Genomic DNA, 17,092 nt, shown 5'->3' on the forward strand with positions numbered 1-17,092 from the left:
TGATGTATGTAAAAACAAATCCAGTAATGGGCTACTTTAGGGGGTACTTGGTCGTGAACTCAGGAAAGTTGCTGCATCTCCAGCACCAGCTTTGAAGTGAGGTAGTCTTCCCATTCGTCGATGTCGGAGAGGGTGTCCAGGAAGGCGTGGCTGAGGCCGCCGCGCAGCAGTACCCGCACGGTACTTTCCAGCAGCGTGGGCTGGCTCCAGGGCATGTGGTCAAAAAGTACCTCGTGGAGCCGCTGCATCCCCAGCAGGTAGTAGCCGCCGTCGGTGGAAGCTCCGATCACGACCTCGTCTTGCTCCAGCGCCCGAAAGGCCGCTTCGAGCTGGTGGGGCAGTAGCTCCAGGCAGTCGCTCCCGATGATGGCCACGCGCTGCGCCCCCGCCGCAAACTGCTCCCGGAAAGCTTCCTTCATGCGTTGGCCCAGGTCTCCCTCCACCTGCAAGGCCTTGGGATAGTCGTTCCAGAGGTCGTTTTCGTTTACAAAATCGCCGTAATACACCGTAGCCTGTACGTCGGTAGGCAAGAGGTAGTCGGTTACGCTTTTGGTGTAGCTGAGCAGCTCCCGGTAGATCGCCGTGGCTTTTTCGTGCCCCACGGTTTGAGCCAGCCGGGTTTTTACTTTTCCTTCGATGGGGTTTTTTACAAAAATAATAAGGGCGTTGCGTGGCATATTTTGGTACTTTTGTGCACTTCTAACTACCTTCAATAAACGAATTGTATGGCAAAAAAGATTATTTTTTCCGAAAAAGCCCCGGCGCCCATCGGGCCTTACAGCCAGGCGGTGCTCATCAACGGTACTTTGTACGTATCCGGGCAAATTGCCCTGGAGCTGGCTACCTCGGGGGACATCAAAGCGGAGGCGAAGGGAGTCATGGAAAACCTGGGCTACATCCTGGAAGCCGCCGGGATGGACTACTCCCACATCGTGAAGTCCAGCATCTTCCTGAAAGATATGAATGATTTTGCGCAGGTAAACGAAGTCTACGGTAGTTTTTTTACGAGTGAGCCCCCCGCCCGCGAAACCGTGCAGGTAGCGCGCCTGCCCAAGGATGTTAACGTAGAGATTTCGGTGGTGGCGGTAAAAGAGTAGCGGGGTACTTTGGCCCAGCTCTTTTTAAATAAAGTACCTTTCCCGACTTCATTTTTCAAACTAGTATACGTTTTTAATTACCCATTGCTCTATGAGTCAATCTCCCGTTCGCGTACGATTCGCCCCCAGTCCTACGGGGCCGCTTCACATTGGAGGCGTGCGTACTGCGCTCTATAACTACCTTTTTGCGCGCCAGCAGGGCGGCCAAATGCTGCTCCGCATCGAAGATACCGACCAAAACCGCTTCGTGCCCGGCGCGGAAGCCTACATCCTGGACGCGCTCGAGTGGCTGGGCATCCAGATCGACGAAGGCCCGCGCCACGGCGGCCCGCACGCGCCCTACCGGCAGTCGGAGCGGAAGGACATCTACCGGCAGTACGCCGAGCAGCTGGTGCTGGAAGGCAAAGCCTACTACGCCTTCGACACGCCCGAAGAGCTGGATACCATGCGCAAGCGCCTCGAAGAGGCCAACGTACCCGCCGCGCAGTACAACGCCATCACGCGCATGCAGATGACCAACGCCCTCACCCTGCCCGTGGGCGAAATCAAGGAGCGCATCGAAAGCGGCCAGCCGTACGTGATCCGGATGAAGGTACAGCCCAAGGACGAAATCCGCTTTCATGACCTCATCCGGGGTTGGGTGGCCGTGCATTCGTCGCAGATCGACGATAAGGTACTTGTGAAGTCCGACGGGCTGCCTACCTACCACCTGGCCAACATCGTCGACGACCACCTCATGGGCATTACGCACGTGATCCGGGGCGAAGAGTGGCTGCCGTCGGCCCCGCTGCACGTGCTGCTCTACAAGTACCTGGGCTGGCAGGATACCATGCCGCAGTTTGCGCACCTGCCGCTGCTGCTCAAGCCCGACGGCAACGGCAAGCTCTCCAAGCGAGACGCCGACCTGGGGGGCTTCCCGATTTTTCCGCTGGAATGGACCGACCCCCGCACGGGCGAGCGGGCGCTGGGCTTCCGCGAGGAAGGGTACCGGCCCGACGCCACGGCCAACTTCCTGGCTTTTCTGGGCTGGAACCCCGGTACCGAGCAGGAGCTCTTTAGCATGGAGGAGCTCATCCGTGCCTTCAGCCTGGAGCGGGTACACAAGGCTGGTGCGCGCTTCGACATCCAGAAGGCGCAGTGGTACAACCAGCAGTACCTCAAGGCCCAGCCCGACGCCGCCCTGGCGGAGCAGATCCTGCCGCAGTTTGGGCAGAACGGCATCGAGCTCAGCCCCGAGCAGGCTACCAAGATTGTCCACTTGCTCAAAGACCGCGTGCACTTTGCCGGGGAAATCGTGAACGAGTCGGCGTTTTTGTTCAGTGCCCCCACTACCTACGACCCCGACGTAGCCGCCAAGCGCTGGAACGAAGAGGCCGCGCGGGCCATCGCGGGCTTCCGCGACGCCCTCCTGAGCTACGAAGGTACCTTCGCCGCCGAGGAGATCAAGCACCTGCTGGCCCAGACCCTGGAAAGCCTCGGGATCAAGATGGGTAAGGTGATGCAGGCGCTACGGCTGGCCCTTACCGGCCTGGGCGCGGGCCCCGACCTGATGATGACGATGGAGATTTTGGGCAAGGCGGAGGTGGTACACCGCCTGAGCATCGCACCGGAGCGGCTGTCCAGCGCGTCGTAGGTACTTTTTGGGTACTTCATCAAACATCCCGGCAGGTACTTGTAGCTGCCGGGATGTTTGATGAAGTAGCCCTACTGAGGCCTGTGATGATCCCAATAAAGCCTGGGCGTTACAAGTTGGGTAGAGGGCTTTCTTACAAAAATGCCGAAGGCATGATAGGATTATAGATGTATTCAAAACACCTTGATTAAAACCCCGAATGGGGTGGCAGTGATGAATTATGTCACCCCATTCGGGGTTCTGTCAGGCTTGGATTCCTATTATTTCTATAATCCTGGCACCCTTTCAGGGTTACTATTTTTTATAAGAAAAACCTGAATTTAGGTACTTTACCGCCCTAACTCCTTAAGGCTGCAGCCGCACCACCACGCGGCGGTTTTTAGCTTTATTAACTTCGGAATCGTTGGGCGCGGCGGGGGAGTCGGGGCCCCGGCCGGTGGGTACCAGCTGCTCCGGCGCGACGCCCCGCTGTTTGAGGTAGTGGGCCACGACCCGCGCCCGGTACTCCGACAGCGTTTGGTTCAGCGCTCGCTGGCCGACGTTGTCGGTATGGCCGGTGAGGTGTGCCCGGAGGCCGGGTTGGCGGGCCAGCAGCCAGGAGATGGAGTCGAGGGTAGGCTGGGTCGCTTGGCGCAAATGGTAGGTACTTTGGTCGAAGTAAAGCACCACGCTGTCGTAAGTCGCGTAGTCGCGGTGCATGATCGACGCCGCCGGGGTACTTGCCGCCGGTTTTTTCAGGCGAATGGTTTTAAAATTAAGGCCCGGTTTGATCGTAAACGTTTCTTGCCGCACGAGCTGATTCCCTTTATCATAGATGGTGAGTTGATAGTCTTCGTCGGGCCGAACGGAATTGCTGCTCAGATACGGTATCGGAGCGGTGAAGCTGGACACAAAAGTAGAATGCCCCGGCTTACGAATTTCGTACCGGAATTGCTGATTTTCGGGTACCTCATAAGCCAGAGCCAGGATGGTGTGGTTGAGGGGCAACAGCCTGATTTGGTAGAGCTGATTTTCGAGCCCGTCGGGACTGGCCGTGATGCTGCCCCGGTAGCTTTGGTAGCCCGAGACGTTTACCTCTATTGCTATGGCTTCGCTCCGAGCCAGCGCCAGGCCGGTAGGTACTTTGGTGGAATCTACCTCGAAGCAGTGGGCGCGGCCGGTGTTGGGGTACTTTAAGCAAACAGTTGCTTGTAGGCGTATACCGCTATGAGCATTACGCACCCTAAAGAACGAAGTACCTTTAGCGACGGATTTCGGGTTTTGTTTGGGAGGCGGATTGTAGGTACCTACGAGCAGTTGGGAGTCTTTACGAATCACGGGAATCGAAAGCCGAAACCGGGTGTTTCTGTCCATTTCGCCGAGGGCCGTTACGGGGAAAACCACCGTTTCGTAGCCAATTATATCAAAAGTTAGCTGCTGGGTATGGGAAGGTACCTGGATCGAGAAGAGCCCGTTGGCGTCGGTGTGGTGGGCCATCCACGCGCCGCCTTCCACACGAGCCGTGATGTGGGTTTTCAGGTCTAGACCCGTCGTGACATCCCAGCAGCTGCCGCTGATGATCATAGAATCTTGGCGGAGCGTATCGGGCGGACAGCTAACCGACGAAAAGCCTGACAGCCAAAACAGAAACATAGCGAGCATACCAGTAGGTTTAGGTGGATACTTCATGGACGCACAGGTACCTCCGCAGCAGTGAAGTACCTAGGAGCAAGGTACCAAAAAGAAAGTTTGGTAGTTACTAAATTAACTAATTTTTTAGTAGAAGGGTGGAGTGCTATACCAAAAAGCGGTAACTCACTTGTATATCGGGCTACGGGATTGGCCACAAGTACCAAATGTATAAGACAAGCGCCGGGCGTCGTGTATAGCTAAGCGAACAAGTACCTTCGGGAAAGCCCGAGTACTCCAAAGATTTTTGCTTAAAACCTCGAACCATCGAAATCCGAACGGGTTTATTGCTCGTACCTAGTGGATATAACATCCCTTATCATTTCTCCGGCTTACCCTTTATGCACCAACAATCTTTACCTACACTACGTACTTTTTGGGCGAGTGGGCTCCTGACCCTGCTGCTCCTGCTGGCGGCGTCGGGCTACGCCCAGGCCCAGTTGGAAGTTCAGGTTGTAGACCTGTTGCTTCGCCAACCGCAGCCATTTGTTACCGTTCGGGTGCTGAATGCGGCGGCTCAGTTTGAAGCGAGTGCCCAAACCAACGAAGCGGGCAAGGCCGTCTTTGCCGAACTACCCCCAGCGGGGCGCTACCGGGTGGTAGCCGAAAGCCAGGCCAACCTGGCGGGCACCGAGGTGAGTAGCGTAAGCCTGCTCACGAGCGGTATCACCACCGTACTGCTGGAACTACCCTCCAGGCGGGAGTCGATCCTGGATGAGGTGGTGGTGAGCGACCGGCGTACGGCCCAGCTCAACGTAAAGGATGCGCAGGTGTCGTACTACGTGACCAAAAAGGAGATTCAGGCGCTGCCCATCGAGGGGCGGGACATTACCCGCTCGCTGTACCGCCTCCCCAACCTCACGCTGGCTACCCTGGGCTACGCCGAAGCGCCCAATGTATCCATCAACGGCCTCAATGGTACCTACACCAACTACATGATTGACGGCCTGGACAACAATGAGCGCTTCCTGGGCAACATGAAGTTCAACACGCCCGTGGGCTTTGCGGAGGGAATTACGGTACTGACCAACAACTACTCCGTGGAGTACGGCAACACCAGCAACGGCGTCGTGAACGTCACGAGCCGCTCGGGCAGCAACGACTTCAGCGGTGAAGTATTTTACCTGACGCGCCCCGGTAGTATCCTGGATGCCAGCTCGGCCTACGCCACACTGGACCTGTCGGGCAATCAGGTAAAGGATGGCTTCCAGCGGCACCAGCTGGGCGTAGCGCTGGGGGGAGCCCTTAAAAAGAACAAAACCTTTTACTACCTCAACTTCGAGCAGACGCTGGACAAAAAAGATAACCTGCTGAACTCCCCGCTGCTGGGGGTGAACGAAATCGTGACGGGCCGCAATGAATTCAGCTACGCCTCGGGCAAGATCGACCAGCTGTGGAGTACCCGTTTTAAGTCGACCGTGCGGGTAAATGTAGGTCGCTTCGACATCGACCGCCAGGGCGGCGGGCTCGAAGGGGGCGTTAATTTTCCGTCGTCGGCCTCGGCCCAGCGCAACCGTACCTACCTCATTGCGCTCAAAAACAGCTACTCGCTCACCGACCAGCTTACTCTCGAAACCAACTACCAGCACTCGTACTTTCGCTGGAACTACCGCGAGCCGGTTAATCCGAATAGCCCGTCCGTGACGGTGCAGGCACCTACCGGAGCGGGCATTGCTGTACTGGGCCAGAGCGGATCTATTTTCGACAGCCAAGAGTACTCCCACCAGCTGCAGCAAAAGCTATTTTACAGCGCGGGAAGGCATAGCCTCAAAGCAGGGGTAGAATTCATGAGCTCAGCCTTCAGCCTGCTGGGAGGCGGCAATCCCAACGGTACCTACACCGTACGCCTCACCGACGCGCAACTGGAAGAAATCCGAAGCCGAAACCTCGGTGGCGCGCTGGACGTGGGCGATATTCCGCGCGATGTGCGCGTGATTACCTACGACGTGGAGCTGCGGCCTACTACCTTTGGTACTACCCAGAATGTGTTTAATATCTACGTGGAAGACAACTTCGAAGTCAACAACCGGCTGAATCTGAATTTTGGGCTGCGCTACGACTACGACAACCTCTCCAAAGGCGGAGGTACCCGCGGCGACCTAAACAACCTGGCACCCCGCGCGAGCTTCAACCTCAAGGTAGGTGGGCGCGGCGTGATTCGGGGCGGCTACGGGCTTTTTTACGACAAAATAAAGTACTCGGCCTACAGCGATGCGTTGCAGTTCAACAGCTCCTCGGCAGACTACCAACGCCAACTGAGCGAGCTGCAGCGCCTGGGCCTGCTGGACCCCGCCGCCGACCTGAACCGGATCACCTTTCCCGGCAACATACGGGCCACGGCTACCAACGTGAGCTACCTCAACGGCCCGCAGGCCGAGCAGCTCCAGGCGCGGCGCGAGCGGCAGTTTACCAACAACCTGCGCGTGCTCAATCCTAACGGGTTTCGTAATCCGTACTCCCACCAGTTTTCGCTGGGGTACCAGTACAAGCCTACCGAAAAAACGCTCTTCTACGTGGATTTTGTCCATACCGCCACCAACGACCTGTACATGATCCGGAACCTGAATCCGGCCGCGCCCTTTCCCAACAACGACCCCAACGAGCCCAAAAAGCGGACCGTGGCGGAAGCGGACGCTACCCGGCCGGTACCCATCCTGCCCGGCAACATCGCCATCGTGAACGGAGATACCCTGCGGGGGATCTCGCGCAACGTGTACGTCACCACACCCGAAGGCAAGGCGCGCTACTGGGCGGCTAACTTTGTGTTTCACAAACTACCCGAAGGCGGCAAGCTGGGCTACCGTTTCAACTACGCCCTGGCGCTCGTCAAGAGCAACACCAGCAGCCTCAACACCCGTGCCCAGGACTCCAATAATTTCGAAGCGGAGTACTCCTACGACGAGCAGGATCGCCGCCATGTCCTCAACGGCATGTTGTTCTACTCGCCCGTCCGGAACCTCACCATCACTCCGGCTTTTCTGCTCCAAAGTGGGCAGCCGTACACCATCCTGGCCGACGCCCAGGCTCTGGGTACTTCGGACCTCAACGGCGACTCCGAGTTTTTCTGGCCGGCGGATTATTCGCCCGGCGAAAAGCGCCACGGCCGCCGCCTGCCCTGGGCCAAAACGCTGGACCTGTCGGTCAAGTACGCCCTGCCGGTGGTTGGCAAATCGCGCCTGGAGCTGTCGGCCGATGTCTTCAATGTGCTCAACACCACCAATATTTCGGGCTATAACGTAACGCGCGGCGCCAGCAACCAAATCCAGTACGGAAGTACCTTTGTGGTGCGCTCGGCGGCTCCGCCGCGTCAGTTCCAGTTTGGCGTCCGGTATTTTTGGTAGGTACTTTTTCTTATTTCCATGTACTTTTAATTCATTGACCAATGCTTTCTTTCCATCGACGGTTTCAAAGTACCCTCTTCCTCTTACTGCTGCTGGCCTCTGCTACCCAGGCACAAGTACCCCGGAAATTCTGGCTGGATACCGACCTGATGGTGGGGCTTCCCGAGCGCGCGCCCCGCGAGGTAGACGACGCCGTGGCGCTGCTGATGGCCCTGCGGCTTTCGGACAAGGTGGAGCTGACGGGCGTGAGCCTGGTTACCTACGTAGACTACGGCTACGAGGTAGGGCAAAAACTACTGAAGTGGTACGCACCCGACCGGACGATTCCCCTGTACAAAGGCTCCGACCTCTGCGGGGATGTGGGCGTAGAAAACGACGCGACCCGCGCGCTGGCCGAAGCACTCCGGCGGCAGAAGCTCACCATTGCGGCCATTGGCCCCGCTACCAACGTAGCGACCGTCATCAAGAATCACCCCGAGCTCGTCGGGCAAATCGAGGAGATCACTTTTTGTGCCGGTCGTACGCCCGGATTTGCCTTCCGGCCCGGGCTCGAAACCATGACGGTATCGGACTATAATTTTGAAAAAGACGTAGAAGCTTTTCGGGTTATTTTTGACTCGGGTGTGAAGGTCATCCTGTCGGGCTTTGAGTGCAGTGCCTACCTTTTTCTGGGCCAAACCGACCTGGCTTTCCTGGCCGATGGCTCCGAGGGCGACCGGTGGCTGCACGCGCAGTTTCGGCCATGGTCGCTGCGGGGGCAGCGGGTTTTTGGTGTCGATGGCTTCATTCCCTACGACACCACACCCCTGGGCCACATTACTCATCCGGAGTACTTCAAGTACCACCGGAACATCCCGGTGCAGATCAACCGGCGGGAAAACGACGCCACCACACCCAATGCTCCCAAGGGTCCGAAGCCTTTTCTGGAGGTGTCTTACGACTACCCCAGCAAGTGGACCTGCGACTACGCCTACAAAACGCTACCCGGCTTCGAGGAGATCGTCATCGAATTGATGAAGAAGAAGAAGTAGGCGTGCGGGCAAGGGTAGCTGAGTGCTCCGGAGGTACTTTGCCTGATCCTGGGAAAAACCGGTCAGGGACTTTCGGGTAGAATGGTTACATCAACCACATAGCCTACCTGGTTTCTTTTGAGATGCCTCCGGTTGTACTTTACCCCATAGTGCAGATTGAGACTTATGGCGGGTGCCATCATAAGAACGGTGGTGGTTGGGGAGGCTTGGGTGGCCACGGCCGCTACACCCGTGGCAGTTCCCAAGATAAGGGAGGTCCACAAGGTCCGCTTCAGTAGCGGCACCCGGTCGATGTGCGTAATTTTATCCAGGGCTAGTTCAGCCCCGCTGCTAAGGACGATACTCGACTCGGTAAGGTACCTTAGTCTGCCAAAAAGAAAAAGGGGCTCGCCCGTGGGCATGGCCGCGTAATAAAACTGCATATAGTCCCCTGGTTTAGCCGTTATAACCCGTCCCGTCTCGTAATTTTTTATTTGCAACATACGTTGCGCACTTGCGTTGGTTAGGCTGAAAAACAGCCAGCCTGTCAATAAAGCAAAGCGAAACGTAGCGGTATGGATCATGGTTTTATCTAGAACGAGGGTGGTTTGCCTTAAAGCCAGCAGCGACTTGGCGGATCGGCTTCTCAGGCGCTAAAAGAGTGGTACAAGTACCTAAAAAAATACGTAAGCTACCTACCTTTGGCTTTTAATTTTTGTAAAAACCAGCCTCTGGGTACTTACTGGCCTGAGCAACCAATACGATATCGTGACGAATCCGCTACGCAAGCTACGCATGGAAGAAATGAACCGCCTTTCGGTGGAGGGTTTTCAGCAAAGTACCAAGTTCCCGCTGGTGATCGTGCTGGACAACATCCGTAGTCTTAATAACGTCGGATCGTTTTTTCGGACCGCCGACGCCTTCCGGGCCGAAAAAATATACCTTTGTGGCTACACACAATCCCCGCCGCACCGCGAGATCACCCGCTCTGCCCTGGGAGCGGAGCGGTCGGTGGCCTGGGAAAAGGCGGAAAGTACCCTAGAGGCCGTGCAGCACCTGCGGGCGGAGGGCTACCGGGTAGTAGCGGTGGAGCAGGCCGAGGGCAGTACGTTACTGCCGGTGTTTGAGCTTCGTCCCGAGGTACCTTATGCCTTTGTGTTTGGAAATGAGGTGGAAGGCGTCAGCGACGAAGTGATGGCCCAGGTAGACGAATGCGTCGAGATTCCGCAGTTTGGTACCAAGCACTCCCTGAACGTATCGGTGTCAGCGGGCATAGTACTGTGGGAGTTTGTTCGGAAAAAGTTAACAGAAAAATAACGCGCTATTTTTGTTTATCCGAAAAAATACGTAGGTATTTGTAGATTTATTTCTCACTGGCCTACCACCTTCCCAACAAGCGGTAGGGTACATAACGAGTTACCTTACATTAATCTTCAAAGTATGAAATCGTCGACAAAAAAATTAACGGCTGAAATTACAAGTACACTGGAAAGCAAACTGGACCAGCTGTCTGTGAAGTCTAAAAAAGTCAAGAAATCCATTGAGAAAACCGCCGCTAAGCTGGCCAAAAAGGTAGCGAAGCTCTTGGAGAAAGAGAACAAAGAAAAAGAGAAGAAATCAAAGAAGGTGCAGAAAGCCGCCGAGGCAAAGGTAAAAAAAGAGGCCAAGAAAGCCACTAAAAACGCCGACAAAGCCGCTAAGAACGCCGCCCGGACCGCCGCCAAAAAAGCCAAAAACGCCGAGGTAGCCGCAAACCTGAAAAGTACCCCTGCTTCGGCCGCCGCTACTCCCGGAGCCGCCGCTGCGGCCCCCAAACCCCGTACTTCCCGCCCCGCTGCTAAGCCCGCCGCGGCGGCTCCCGGAGCGGCGGCTTCCCGCACCCGCAAGTCGCGCGCTACGCCAGCTACCCCGGAAACCTCCGGAGCCGATAAAGCTTAGCCCCGAGGCCAGCAAAATACCATAATCCGTACCCCGTTCTCAACTCCGGTGCCTTACATCAAACAAACCACTCCCTTCGTAGTACCTACCACCGACGGCAAGCTGATCGAAGAGCATTTCGGTCTGGCTTCGGCCCACGGGGGAGCGTTCAGCGTGGCGCACATGGTAGCGCCACCGCGGTGGAGCGAGCCGTTTCAGACGCCCGCTTTTGACGAAGTGACGATCATGATCCGGGGTAAAAAACAAATCGAGGTGGACGGCGACACCCTCACGCTCGAAGCCGGACAGACCTTCCTGGTGCCCGGAGGTACCCGCGTCCGCTACGCCAATCCGTTCGACGAGCCCGCCGAGTACTGGTCGCTGTGCGTGCCCGCTTTTTCACCCGACACCGTGCGGCGGGAAGCATCCTGACGACCAGGTTAAGGCCATCATTTACCAAGCAGACTTTCGAAAGGAAGTCTGCTTTTTTGCTTTTAAGCAGGTACCTAAAGCCGCTAGGTACCAGGAAGCGCAACGCGCACGTTAGTACTTCCAGAGAACGCCAAAGTATCTTTTGCCAGCGCCTGAGCAGACCGCGGGGTAGTCTCCCGTGTATAGAAAACGCAGGGTACTTTCTGGCTCTATGGGTATTGTATAAACTAGTAAAATACTGTTAGATAAGTACTTAAACTAGTAAAAAGTTACTACTTGAAAAATAAGCCTTCATGAAGCAACGGCAGCGGCTGGATAAAAACGGATGGGTACTTGCCCTTTTGCTCGGGCTATTGGGCGGAAGTGCTCCGGTTTGGGCGCAGGGCTACAACGCCGTGGTGGTGACAGAGCTGATGATTGACCCCACGCCCGTGGTGGGCCTGCCCGACGCCGAGTACCTGGAGCTTTACAACCGAAGTACCCAACCCGTGTCGCTGCGCAACTGGCGCCTCACCATGGGCAGCCGCACCGTCACCCTGCCAGACTCGGTACTGCCGCCGGGTAGTTACAGCATCCTCTGCGCCCGCTCGGCACTGGAGCTATTCCGGCCGCTGGGTAGGGTAGTGGGCCTGAGCTCCGTTTCCCTGCCCAACGCGGGGGCCACCGTGAGCCTGCGCGACGCCCGCGGACAGCTCATTTATTCTATCACCTACGCCGACCGCTGGTGGCCCGTCGGCCAGCGCGACGGCGGCTACGCCCTCGAAATGGTGGACGTGGAAAATCCCTGCGGCGAGCTGGACAACTGGCGCGTCTCCACCGATGGCCGGGGCGGCACCCCCGGCCAGCCCAACGCCGTGCGCGGCCCCAACCCCGACCGCACCCCGCCCGCGGTGGAGCGGGTGGAAGTACTGGCTCCGGACCGCCTCCGGGTACTTTTCAGCGAGCGCCTGGATAGCCTGGGTACCTTGCAGAGCAGTACTTTCGAACTGACCGGCCGGAGCATTGTGCAAAAAACGCTCGAGACGCCCTCCTTCCGGGCCGTAACGCTGCTTCTGAGCGCGCCGCTCCAGGAAGCCCAAACCTACACCCTCACCGTGCGGCAAGTACCCGACTGCCTGGGCAACTACCTGCGGGAGGCGAAGATGAGCCTGGGGCTGCCCTCGCGCGCCGAGCCCGGCGAGGTAGTGCTCAACGAGATTTTGTTCAATCCCCGCCCCAACGGCGTCGATTTTGTGGAAATCTACAACCGCACGGGCAAGTACCTAAGCCTGCGGGGCTGGACGCTGGGCAACGTCCAAAACGACCAGCCCGCTAACTTCCGGCTCATCACGGCCGACGAGGTACTTTTGCCGCCCTACGGCCTTTTGGCGCTTACAACCGACGCCACCCTAGTAACGGAGCAGTACCCCACCGACCGGCCACGCCAGCTGCTGGAGGTACCTTCGCTGCCCTCTTACCCCAACGCCGCCGGGGGCGTGGTACTTCGGGATGCGGAAGAACGAATTTTTGATCGCTTCGATTACCAGGAAACGTTCCACGCCGCCCTCCTGACCGACCGCGACGGGGTTTCGCTGGAGCGCCTCGACCCCGCCGCGCCCAGCCACGACCGCACCAACTGGCACTCGGCGGCTTCGACGGTGGGCTACGCTACGCCCGGCTACGCCAATTCGCAAGGTACCCGGCCGGGCGCGGAAGATGGCTTTGTGGTGGAGCCGGAGGCCTTCACGCCCGACGGCGACGGCATGGACGACTACGCTTACGTGCGCTACACGCTCAGCGCGGCGGGCCGCGTGGCCACCATCCGGATCTTCGACCAGCACGGCCGTCTGATCAAAAACCTGGTGCAGAATCAGCTCATCGGTACCGGAGGCGAAGTACGCTGGGACGGCACCGACGAGCGCGGCGAGCTGGTGCGGATGGGCTACTACCTACTGTTGATCGACACCTACGACGCCCGGGGTACTTCGCAGCAGTACAAAAAGCGCGTGGTGGTGGTGCGGCGGTAAGGTACCTTTAGGTTTTCTGTAAGAAAGAAAAAACGAGCGGGTAATTTTTCTGGTCCAATGCTTTTACTTAGGTTAGCGCACAACAACGCCGTAACCATGGATTTTCTCGGAGCCCAACAGTACATTCTCCAGCAATTGGAACAACAACTCCCCCCCACGCTTTACTACCATAGCCTGGGGCACACGCAGGACGTGGTGCGGGCGGCGCTGAGCCTGGCCGCCGAAGAGGGCGTTCGGGACGAAGAATCGTTGCTGCTGCTGCATACGGCGGCGCTTTACCACGACGCGGGCTTTATGCACGTCTACGCCGGGCACGAGCAGGAAGGCTGCCGGATCGTCCGGGAGGTACTTCCGGGCTTTCGCTACACCACCGACCAGATCGAGCACATTTGCCGGATGATCCTGGCCACGAAAATTCCCCAAACGCCCAGCGATGCCCTGGGGCGTATCCTCTGCGACGCCGACCTGGACTACCTCGGGCGCGACGATTTTGAGCCCATTGCGGGTACTTTGTTCAGAGAGTTATTAGAACGCCAGCTGGTGCCCGACGAGCCCGCCTGGAACCGCATTCAGGTGCAGTTTCTGGAAGCGCACCGCTACTGGACCGCCACCGCCAACAGCTGGCGCGAAAACCAAAAGCAGCAGCACCTGATGGTACTTCGGCAGATCGTGCAGGGCTACGACGCGCTACCCAACGGCGCCGCTTAGCTTGGTATTTTGTAGCCGAATGCGCTGGCACAGGATATGTAGCACGTTACGAAGTACCTCACTGCGCTCCTCCATGAGGTCGTAGAAGTCGTCCTGATCAATGCGGAAAAGCAGCACGTCGGTTTCGGCCACGGCGCTGGCCGAGCGGGGCTCGGCGTCCAGCAGGGCCAGTTCCCCAAAAATATCCCCCTTCGTAAAACGGGCCAGCTCTTTGGTCCCGTCATAAATCCCTACTTCGCCGGCGTAAATGATGTACATAAAGGTACCTATGTCGCCTTTTTTCACCAGCAGCTCCCCTTCCCGGCCGGGTACTTCCTTCATGATGGGCGCAATGGCCGTCAGGACGTTCTCGGGGGTAGTTTCAAAGAGGCGCGTGTTTTTGAGCACCAGCACGCGTTCCATTTCGGAGACACTGTCGGGGTAGCTGGTCGAATGCATGGTCGTAGCGGTTTGGGGAATTGATTCTTGCACAAGGTACTTAAAAGCAGCATGATCTGCCAGGGCCGTGGCCAAGGCCTCCCGGAAGAGCGGCCGCGGATGCGCCAGGTACCTTTGCACGAGGGGCATGTCAGCCTCGGTGGGTTGCCACTGGCGCAGCGCCAGCGCCAGCGTCCAGGCACCGAAGTAGGCATCGCCCCGCTCGATGACGTAAGGCACTACGGGCAGCACGGGCAGGCTCTCGCCCAGGTAGGCCCGGAACAAGGTACTTTTACGCGCCAGGGGGCTGTCGTCCAGCAGGGCGTGAAAGCAGCGGTAGATGGGCCGCGGAATGATGTTATCCAGGATCTCGAGGGCGTTGGCGCGCCGCTCCCGCGAGGCGTGCTCGGTACCCCGCCGGGCGTCGCGCACGGTTTCCTGGTCGTATTGCAGCATGAGCAGGTAAAACAGCCGCGTGGTGGCCTGGCGTAGTTCGTAGTCAATCTGATCGTCCCAGCCTTCGGGTTCGTCGGCCCCCAGGTCGTAGCTGTGCAGGAGCTGGTGCGCGTGCGTGAGCTCTTCCCGGATCAGGATCTCAAACAGCGTGGAGGTACTTTCGGGCGGTTCGCCATGCTCGGCCAGTACCTTCAGGGCTGCCTGGCGCAGGGCCAGGTCCGGCCGTTGGGCCAGGTCGGTAAGTACCTTTCGGCTTTTTTCGCTCGGAAAGCGCTCACAGAAAAAAATAACCTTGGACAGCCCAGCCGGAACCCCGCTGCGGCCGGGCGGCTGATCCGTGGCTTCCAGGAGCAGCGACAAGCCCTGGTCGCCGAGCCGGATCAGGCTCGCAAGTACCTTTTTATCCCAGCTGCGGTGAGCCAGCAGCCGGATCAGCTCGCCCTGGAGCTCGGGGGTGCCCAGAGCTCCGGCGGCTTCAATGGCTCGGGCTTTGACGCGCGGGTCGGTGCTCGCCAGCGAAGCTTTCACAAAGGCTTGCTCGGCCCGGAGCCCCACGGTTTCTATGATCGTCAGCGCCACGAGCTGTTCCTCCGCCCGGACGGATTGGCAGAGGCGCTGGAGTTTTTCTTCCACCAGCGTGGGTACTTTGTTGGTCTGTAGGCAACCCACCAGTGCACCTTCCAGGGTACTTAGGTTTTCGCTATGCAGTAATTCGAGAATGAGGTCAGGCGTGGTTTGGTTGGAGCGGCAAATGAGCTGCGCCGCCAGCTGGCGCGTGGCCGGGTCGGTTTCGTGCGTAGCCAGGTAGTACAGCGTGGGAGGTTCGTAAGGCAGCGCCGCCGCCTGGATCACCTCCAGCGCCCGCAGCCGTACCTTGCCCGACGCATGGATCAGCAGCTGGGGTACTTGCTCGGCAATGGGTGCCGGGTGGTTTCGTTCCAGCCAGTCCAGCGCGCTAAGTACCTCTTCGGCTTTTTCACTACGAAGGTTATGGATCAGAATGCCGAGCGCGTCGCCTTCCAGCGCCAGCTCGCCGCCGCGCAAGAACCGCTTACTCAGCGCATTTTTTAATTCCAAAAGGTACTGTCGGTAGGCTTTGTGCAAAAAAAGGTACCCCAGCAAGGAGAAGAGAGCGGTGAGTCCAAAAACAAGCGCGTTTTCGGACGAATGGACGTAGTACGCCAGCAGCAGCAGCAACCCGGCAATGCCCATGCCCAGGGGCTCGTAAAAACCCTTCGCGAGCGTGTGGCCTTTGAGCCGAAGCTGGGTGGAAAGCGGCTGAAACATCACCAAAAAAACCGGGTCAAAAACCGTGCGGCGAAGTACCTCGAAGCAGAGGTAGGCCGCGCTGAAGTAAAGTAGCAGCGAGGCTTCGTCGGAGCTTACGGCCGACAGCACCACCAGCAACAGGGAGATGAGCAAGGTACCTACGGGCAGCAGCAGCAGCGTGTTTCGCAGGCCAAAACGCTCCACAACCTTGCCCGAGAGGGCCAGCTTCACGAGGGTAGAAACCGAGTAGGTAATGGCGAGCAAGTACCCTATGAAGGTAATGACGTCGTGCTGGGCGTGAAACTTGTACTTGACGTTGACGAAGAAATTGTACTCGATCCAGGTACCGGCGGCGGCCACGGCTACCAGGCCCAGGCACATCTGGAACACGAGCGGATTGCCCCCGAAAAGCCGCTCCACCACGCGCGACTGGGCGTCGGAGCGGGTGCGGATGCGGCCGTGGTGGTGGTTGGGGACGTCGGCCCGGCGGAAGGTACGTTGCTGGATGTACAGCGCCAGCAAAAAAGCCCCCAGCGCCATCACCAACAGCAGCAGCAGCGCGGCTTCGGAGTGGATCAGGACCGTCAGAATGGCCCCGACGGCCTTGGCGGGGACGTCGCCCGAGCCAATGATGCTGAATACGCGCTTGCTTTGCCGCACGTCAAATACCAGCGCCGACACGCCCCAAAACTCCAGGTTGGTGAGCAGGTAGATGACCCGGTACCCTACCATGATGCCCACGGCTACCGCTATGCTGGCTCCGGTGGCCTGGGCAAGGTGGCTCACCCCAAGTACCCCTATGAGCAGCACTACCAGCAGCAATACGGCCACCAACACGCGCCCGCTTAGTTTTTTGAGCAGAAAGTGGTGCTCGTAGTATTCGTAAATTTTACCGACGCCCATCATCGCCAGCGTCGAAAGTACGTAGGCAATGGGCAGCGAGTACTCGGGATGGTTTTCCAGCAGGATCACGTTCGCCGACACGTAGACGAAAATGGTACCCAGGCTGATAAAGAAATTATGCAGAAAAAAAAGGAAAAGCTGGTCCCGGTCTCTATGCTTTACGGAGGAGGTAGTTTTCAAAACAATCCATGAGTTTGCGCCGCATTCGAGCCGCAATATAAGACTTATGCGTGAT

The 17,092-nt window shown here is 58.1% G+C and carries 13 protein-coding genes; 9 read left to right on the top strand and 4 right to left on the bottom strand.

Going from position 1 to position 17,092, the window contains the following annotated elements; genetic code table 11:
- Positions 1-59: 59 nt before the first annotated feature.
- The gene (locus HNQ92_RS18750; RefSeq protein ID WP_184176066.1) at positions 60-677 is read right to left on the bottom strand and encodes a TIGR04282 family arsenosugar biosynthesis glycosyltransferase; all 618 of its coding nucleotides are present in this window, start codon (positions 675-677) and stop codon (positions 60-62) included.
- A 48-nt stretch (positions 678-725) separates the two neighbouring features.
- Between HNQ92_RS18750 and HNQ92_RS18755 the strand changes: the two genes are divergently transcribed.
- Positions 726-1,097, top strand: a complete 372-nt coding sequence (locus tag HNQ92_RS18755; protein WP_184176068.1) for a RidA family protein — start codon at positions 726-728, stop codon at positions 1,095-1,097.
- 91 nt (positions 1,098-1,188) lie between these two features.
- Positions 1,189-2,730 carry a glutamate--tRNA ligase gene (gltX, locus tag HNQ92_RS18760; protein ID WP_184176070.1) on the top strand — a complete coding sequence of 514 codons (1,542 nt, stop codon included), beginning with the start codon at positions 1,189-1,191 and terminating at the stop codon, positions 2,728-2,730.
- Between the two features lie 345 nt (positions 2,731-3,075).
- On the opposite strand, the gene HNQ92_RS18765 is transcribed toward gltX, so the two are convergent.
- Complete coding sequence (locus HNQ92_RS18765; protein WP_184176072.1) at positions 3,076-4,371, bottom strand: OmpA family protein; 1,296 nt, start codon at positions 4,369-4,371, stop codon at positions 3,076-3,078.
- A 368-nt stretch (positions 4,372-4,739) separates the two neighbouring features.
- On the opposite strand from HNQ92_RS18765, the gene HNQ92_RS18770 reads away from it, so the two are divergent.
- Both HNQ92_RS18770 and HNQ92_RS18775 read left to right on the top strand, forming a co-directional pair.
- Positions 4,740-7,739 (top strand): TonB-dependent receptor, encoded by a 3,000-nt coding sequence (locus HNQ92_RS18770; RefSeq protein WP_184176074.1) that lies wholly within the window; start codon positions 4,740-4,742, stop codon positions 7,737-7,739.
- A gap of 41 nt (positions 7,740-7,780) precedes the next feature.
- The gene (locus HNQ92_RS18775; RefSeq protein ID WP_184176076.1) at positions 7,781-8,770 is read left to right on the top strand and encodes a nucleoside hydrolase; all 990 of its coding nucleotides are present in this window, start codon (positions 7,781-7,783) and stop codon (positions 8,768-8,770) included.
- Positions 8,771-8,832: 62 nt separating this feature from the next.
- Here HNQ92_RS18775 and HNQ92_RS18780 read toward each other — a convergent pair whose 3' ends face one another.
- Complete coding sequence (locus HNQ92_RS18780) at positions 8,833-9,192, bottom strand: hypothetical protein (protein ID WP_184176078.1); 360 nt, start codon at positions 9,190-9,192, stop codon at positions 8,833-8,835.
- Positions 9,193-9,544: 352 nt separating this feature from the next.
- On the opposite strand from HNQ92_RS18780, the gene HNQ92_RS18785 reads away from it, so the two are divergent.
- The 5 genes from HNQ92_RS18785 (at position 9,545) to HNQ92_RS18805 (ending at position 13,812) form a co-directional block, all read left to right on the top strand.
- Positions 9,545-10,066, top strand: a complete 522-nt coding sequence (locus HNQ92_RS18785; protein ID WP_184176227.1) for an RNA methyltransferase — start codon at positions 9,545-9,547, stop codon at positions 10,064-10,066.
- A 123-nt stretch (positions 10,067-10,189) separates the two neighbouring features.
- On the top strand, positions 10,190-10,687 hold the full coding sequence (locus tag HNQ92_RS18790) for a hypothetical protein (protein ID WP_184176080.1): 498 nt from the start codon (positions 10,190-10,192) through the stop codon (positions 10,685-10,687).
- A 48-nt stretch (positions 10,688-10,735) separates the two neighbouring features.
- Positions 10,736-11,098 carry a cupin domain-containing protein gene (locus HNQ92_RS18795; RefSeq protein ID WP_184176082.1) on the top strand — a complete coding sequence of 121 codons (363 nt, stop codon included), beginning with the start codon at positions 10,736-10,738 and terminating at the stop codon, positions 11,096-11,098.
- Between the two features lie 293 nt (positions 11,099-11,391).
- Positions 11,392-13,104 carry a lamin tail domain-containing protein gene (locus tag HNQ92_RS18800; RefSeq protein WP_184176084.1) on the top strand — a complete coding sequence of 571 codons (1,713 nt, stop codon included), beginning with the start codon at positions 11,392-11,394 and terminating at the stop codon, positions 13,102-13,104.
- Between the two features lie 96 nt (positions 13,105-13,200).
- Entirely contained in the window at positions 13,201-13,812 is a 612-nt protein-coding gene (locus HNQ92_RS18805; protein ID WP_184176086.1) for an HD domain-containing protein, read from the top strand.
- Here HNQ92_RS18805 and HNQ92_RS18810 read toward each other — a convergent pair.
- Positions 13,792-17,037: a cyclic nucleotide-binding domain-containing protein gene (locus HNQ92_RS18810; RefSeq protein ID WP_184176088.1), complete on the bottom strand. Its 3,246-nt coding sequence runs from the start codon at positions 17,035-17,037 to the stop codon at positions 13,792-13,794. The genes HNQ92_RS18805 and HNQ92_RS18810 overlap by 21 nt on opposite strands.
- Positions 17,038-17,092: the final 55 nt, after the last annotated feature.

Source organism: Rhabdobacter roseus (assembly GCF_014202275.1).
GTDB classification, from domain to species: Bacteria; Bacteroidota; Bacteroidia; order Cytophagales; family Spirosomataceae; genus Rhabdobacter; species Rhabdobacter roseus.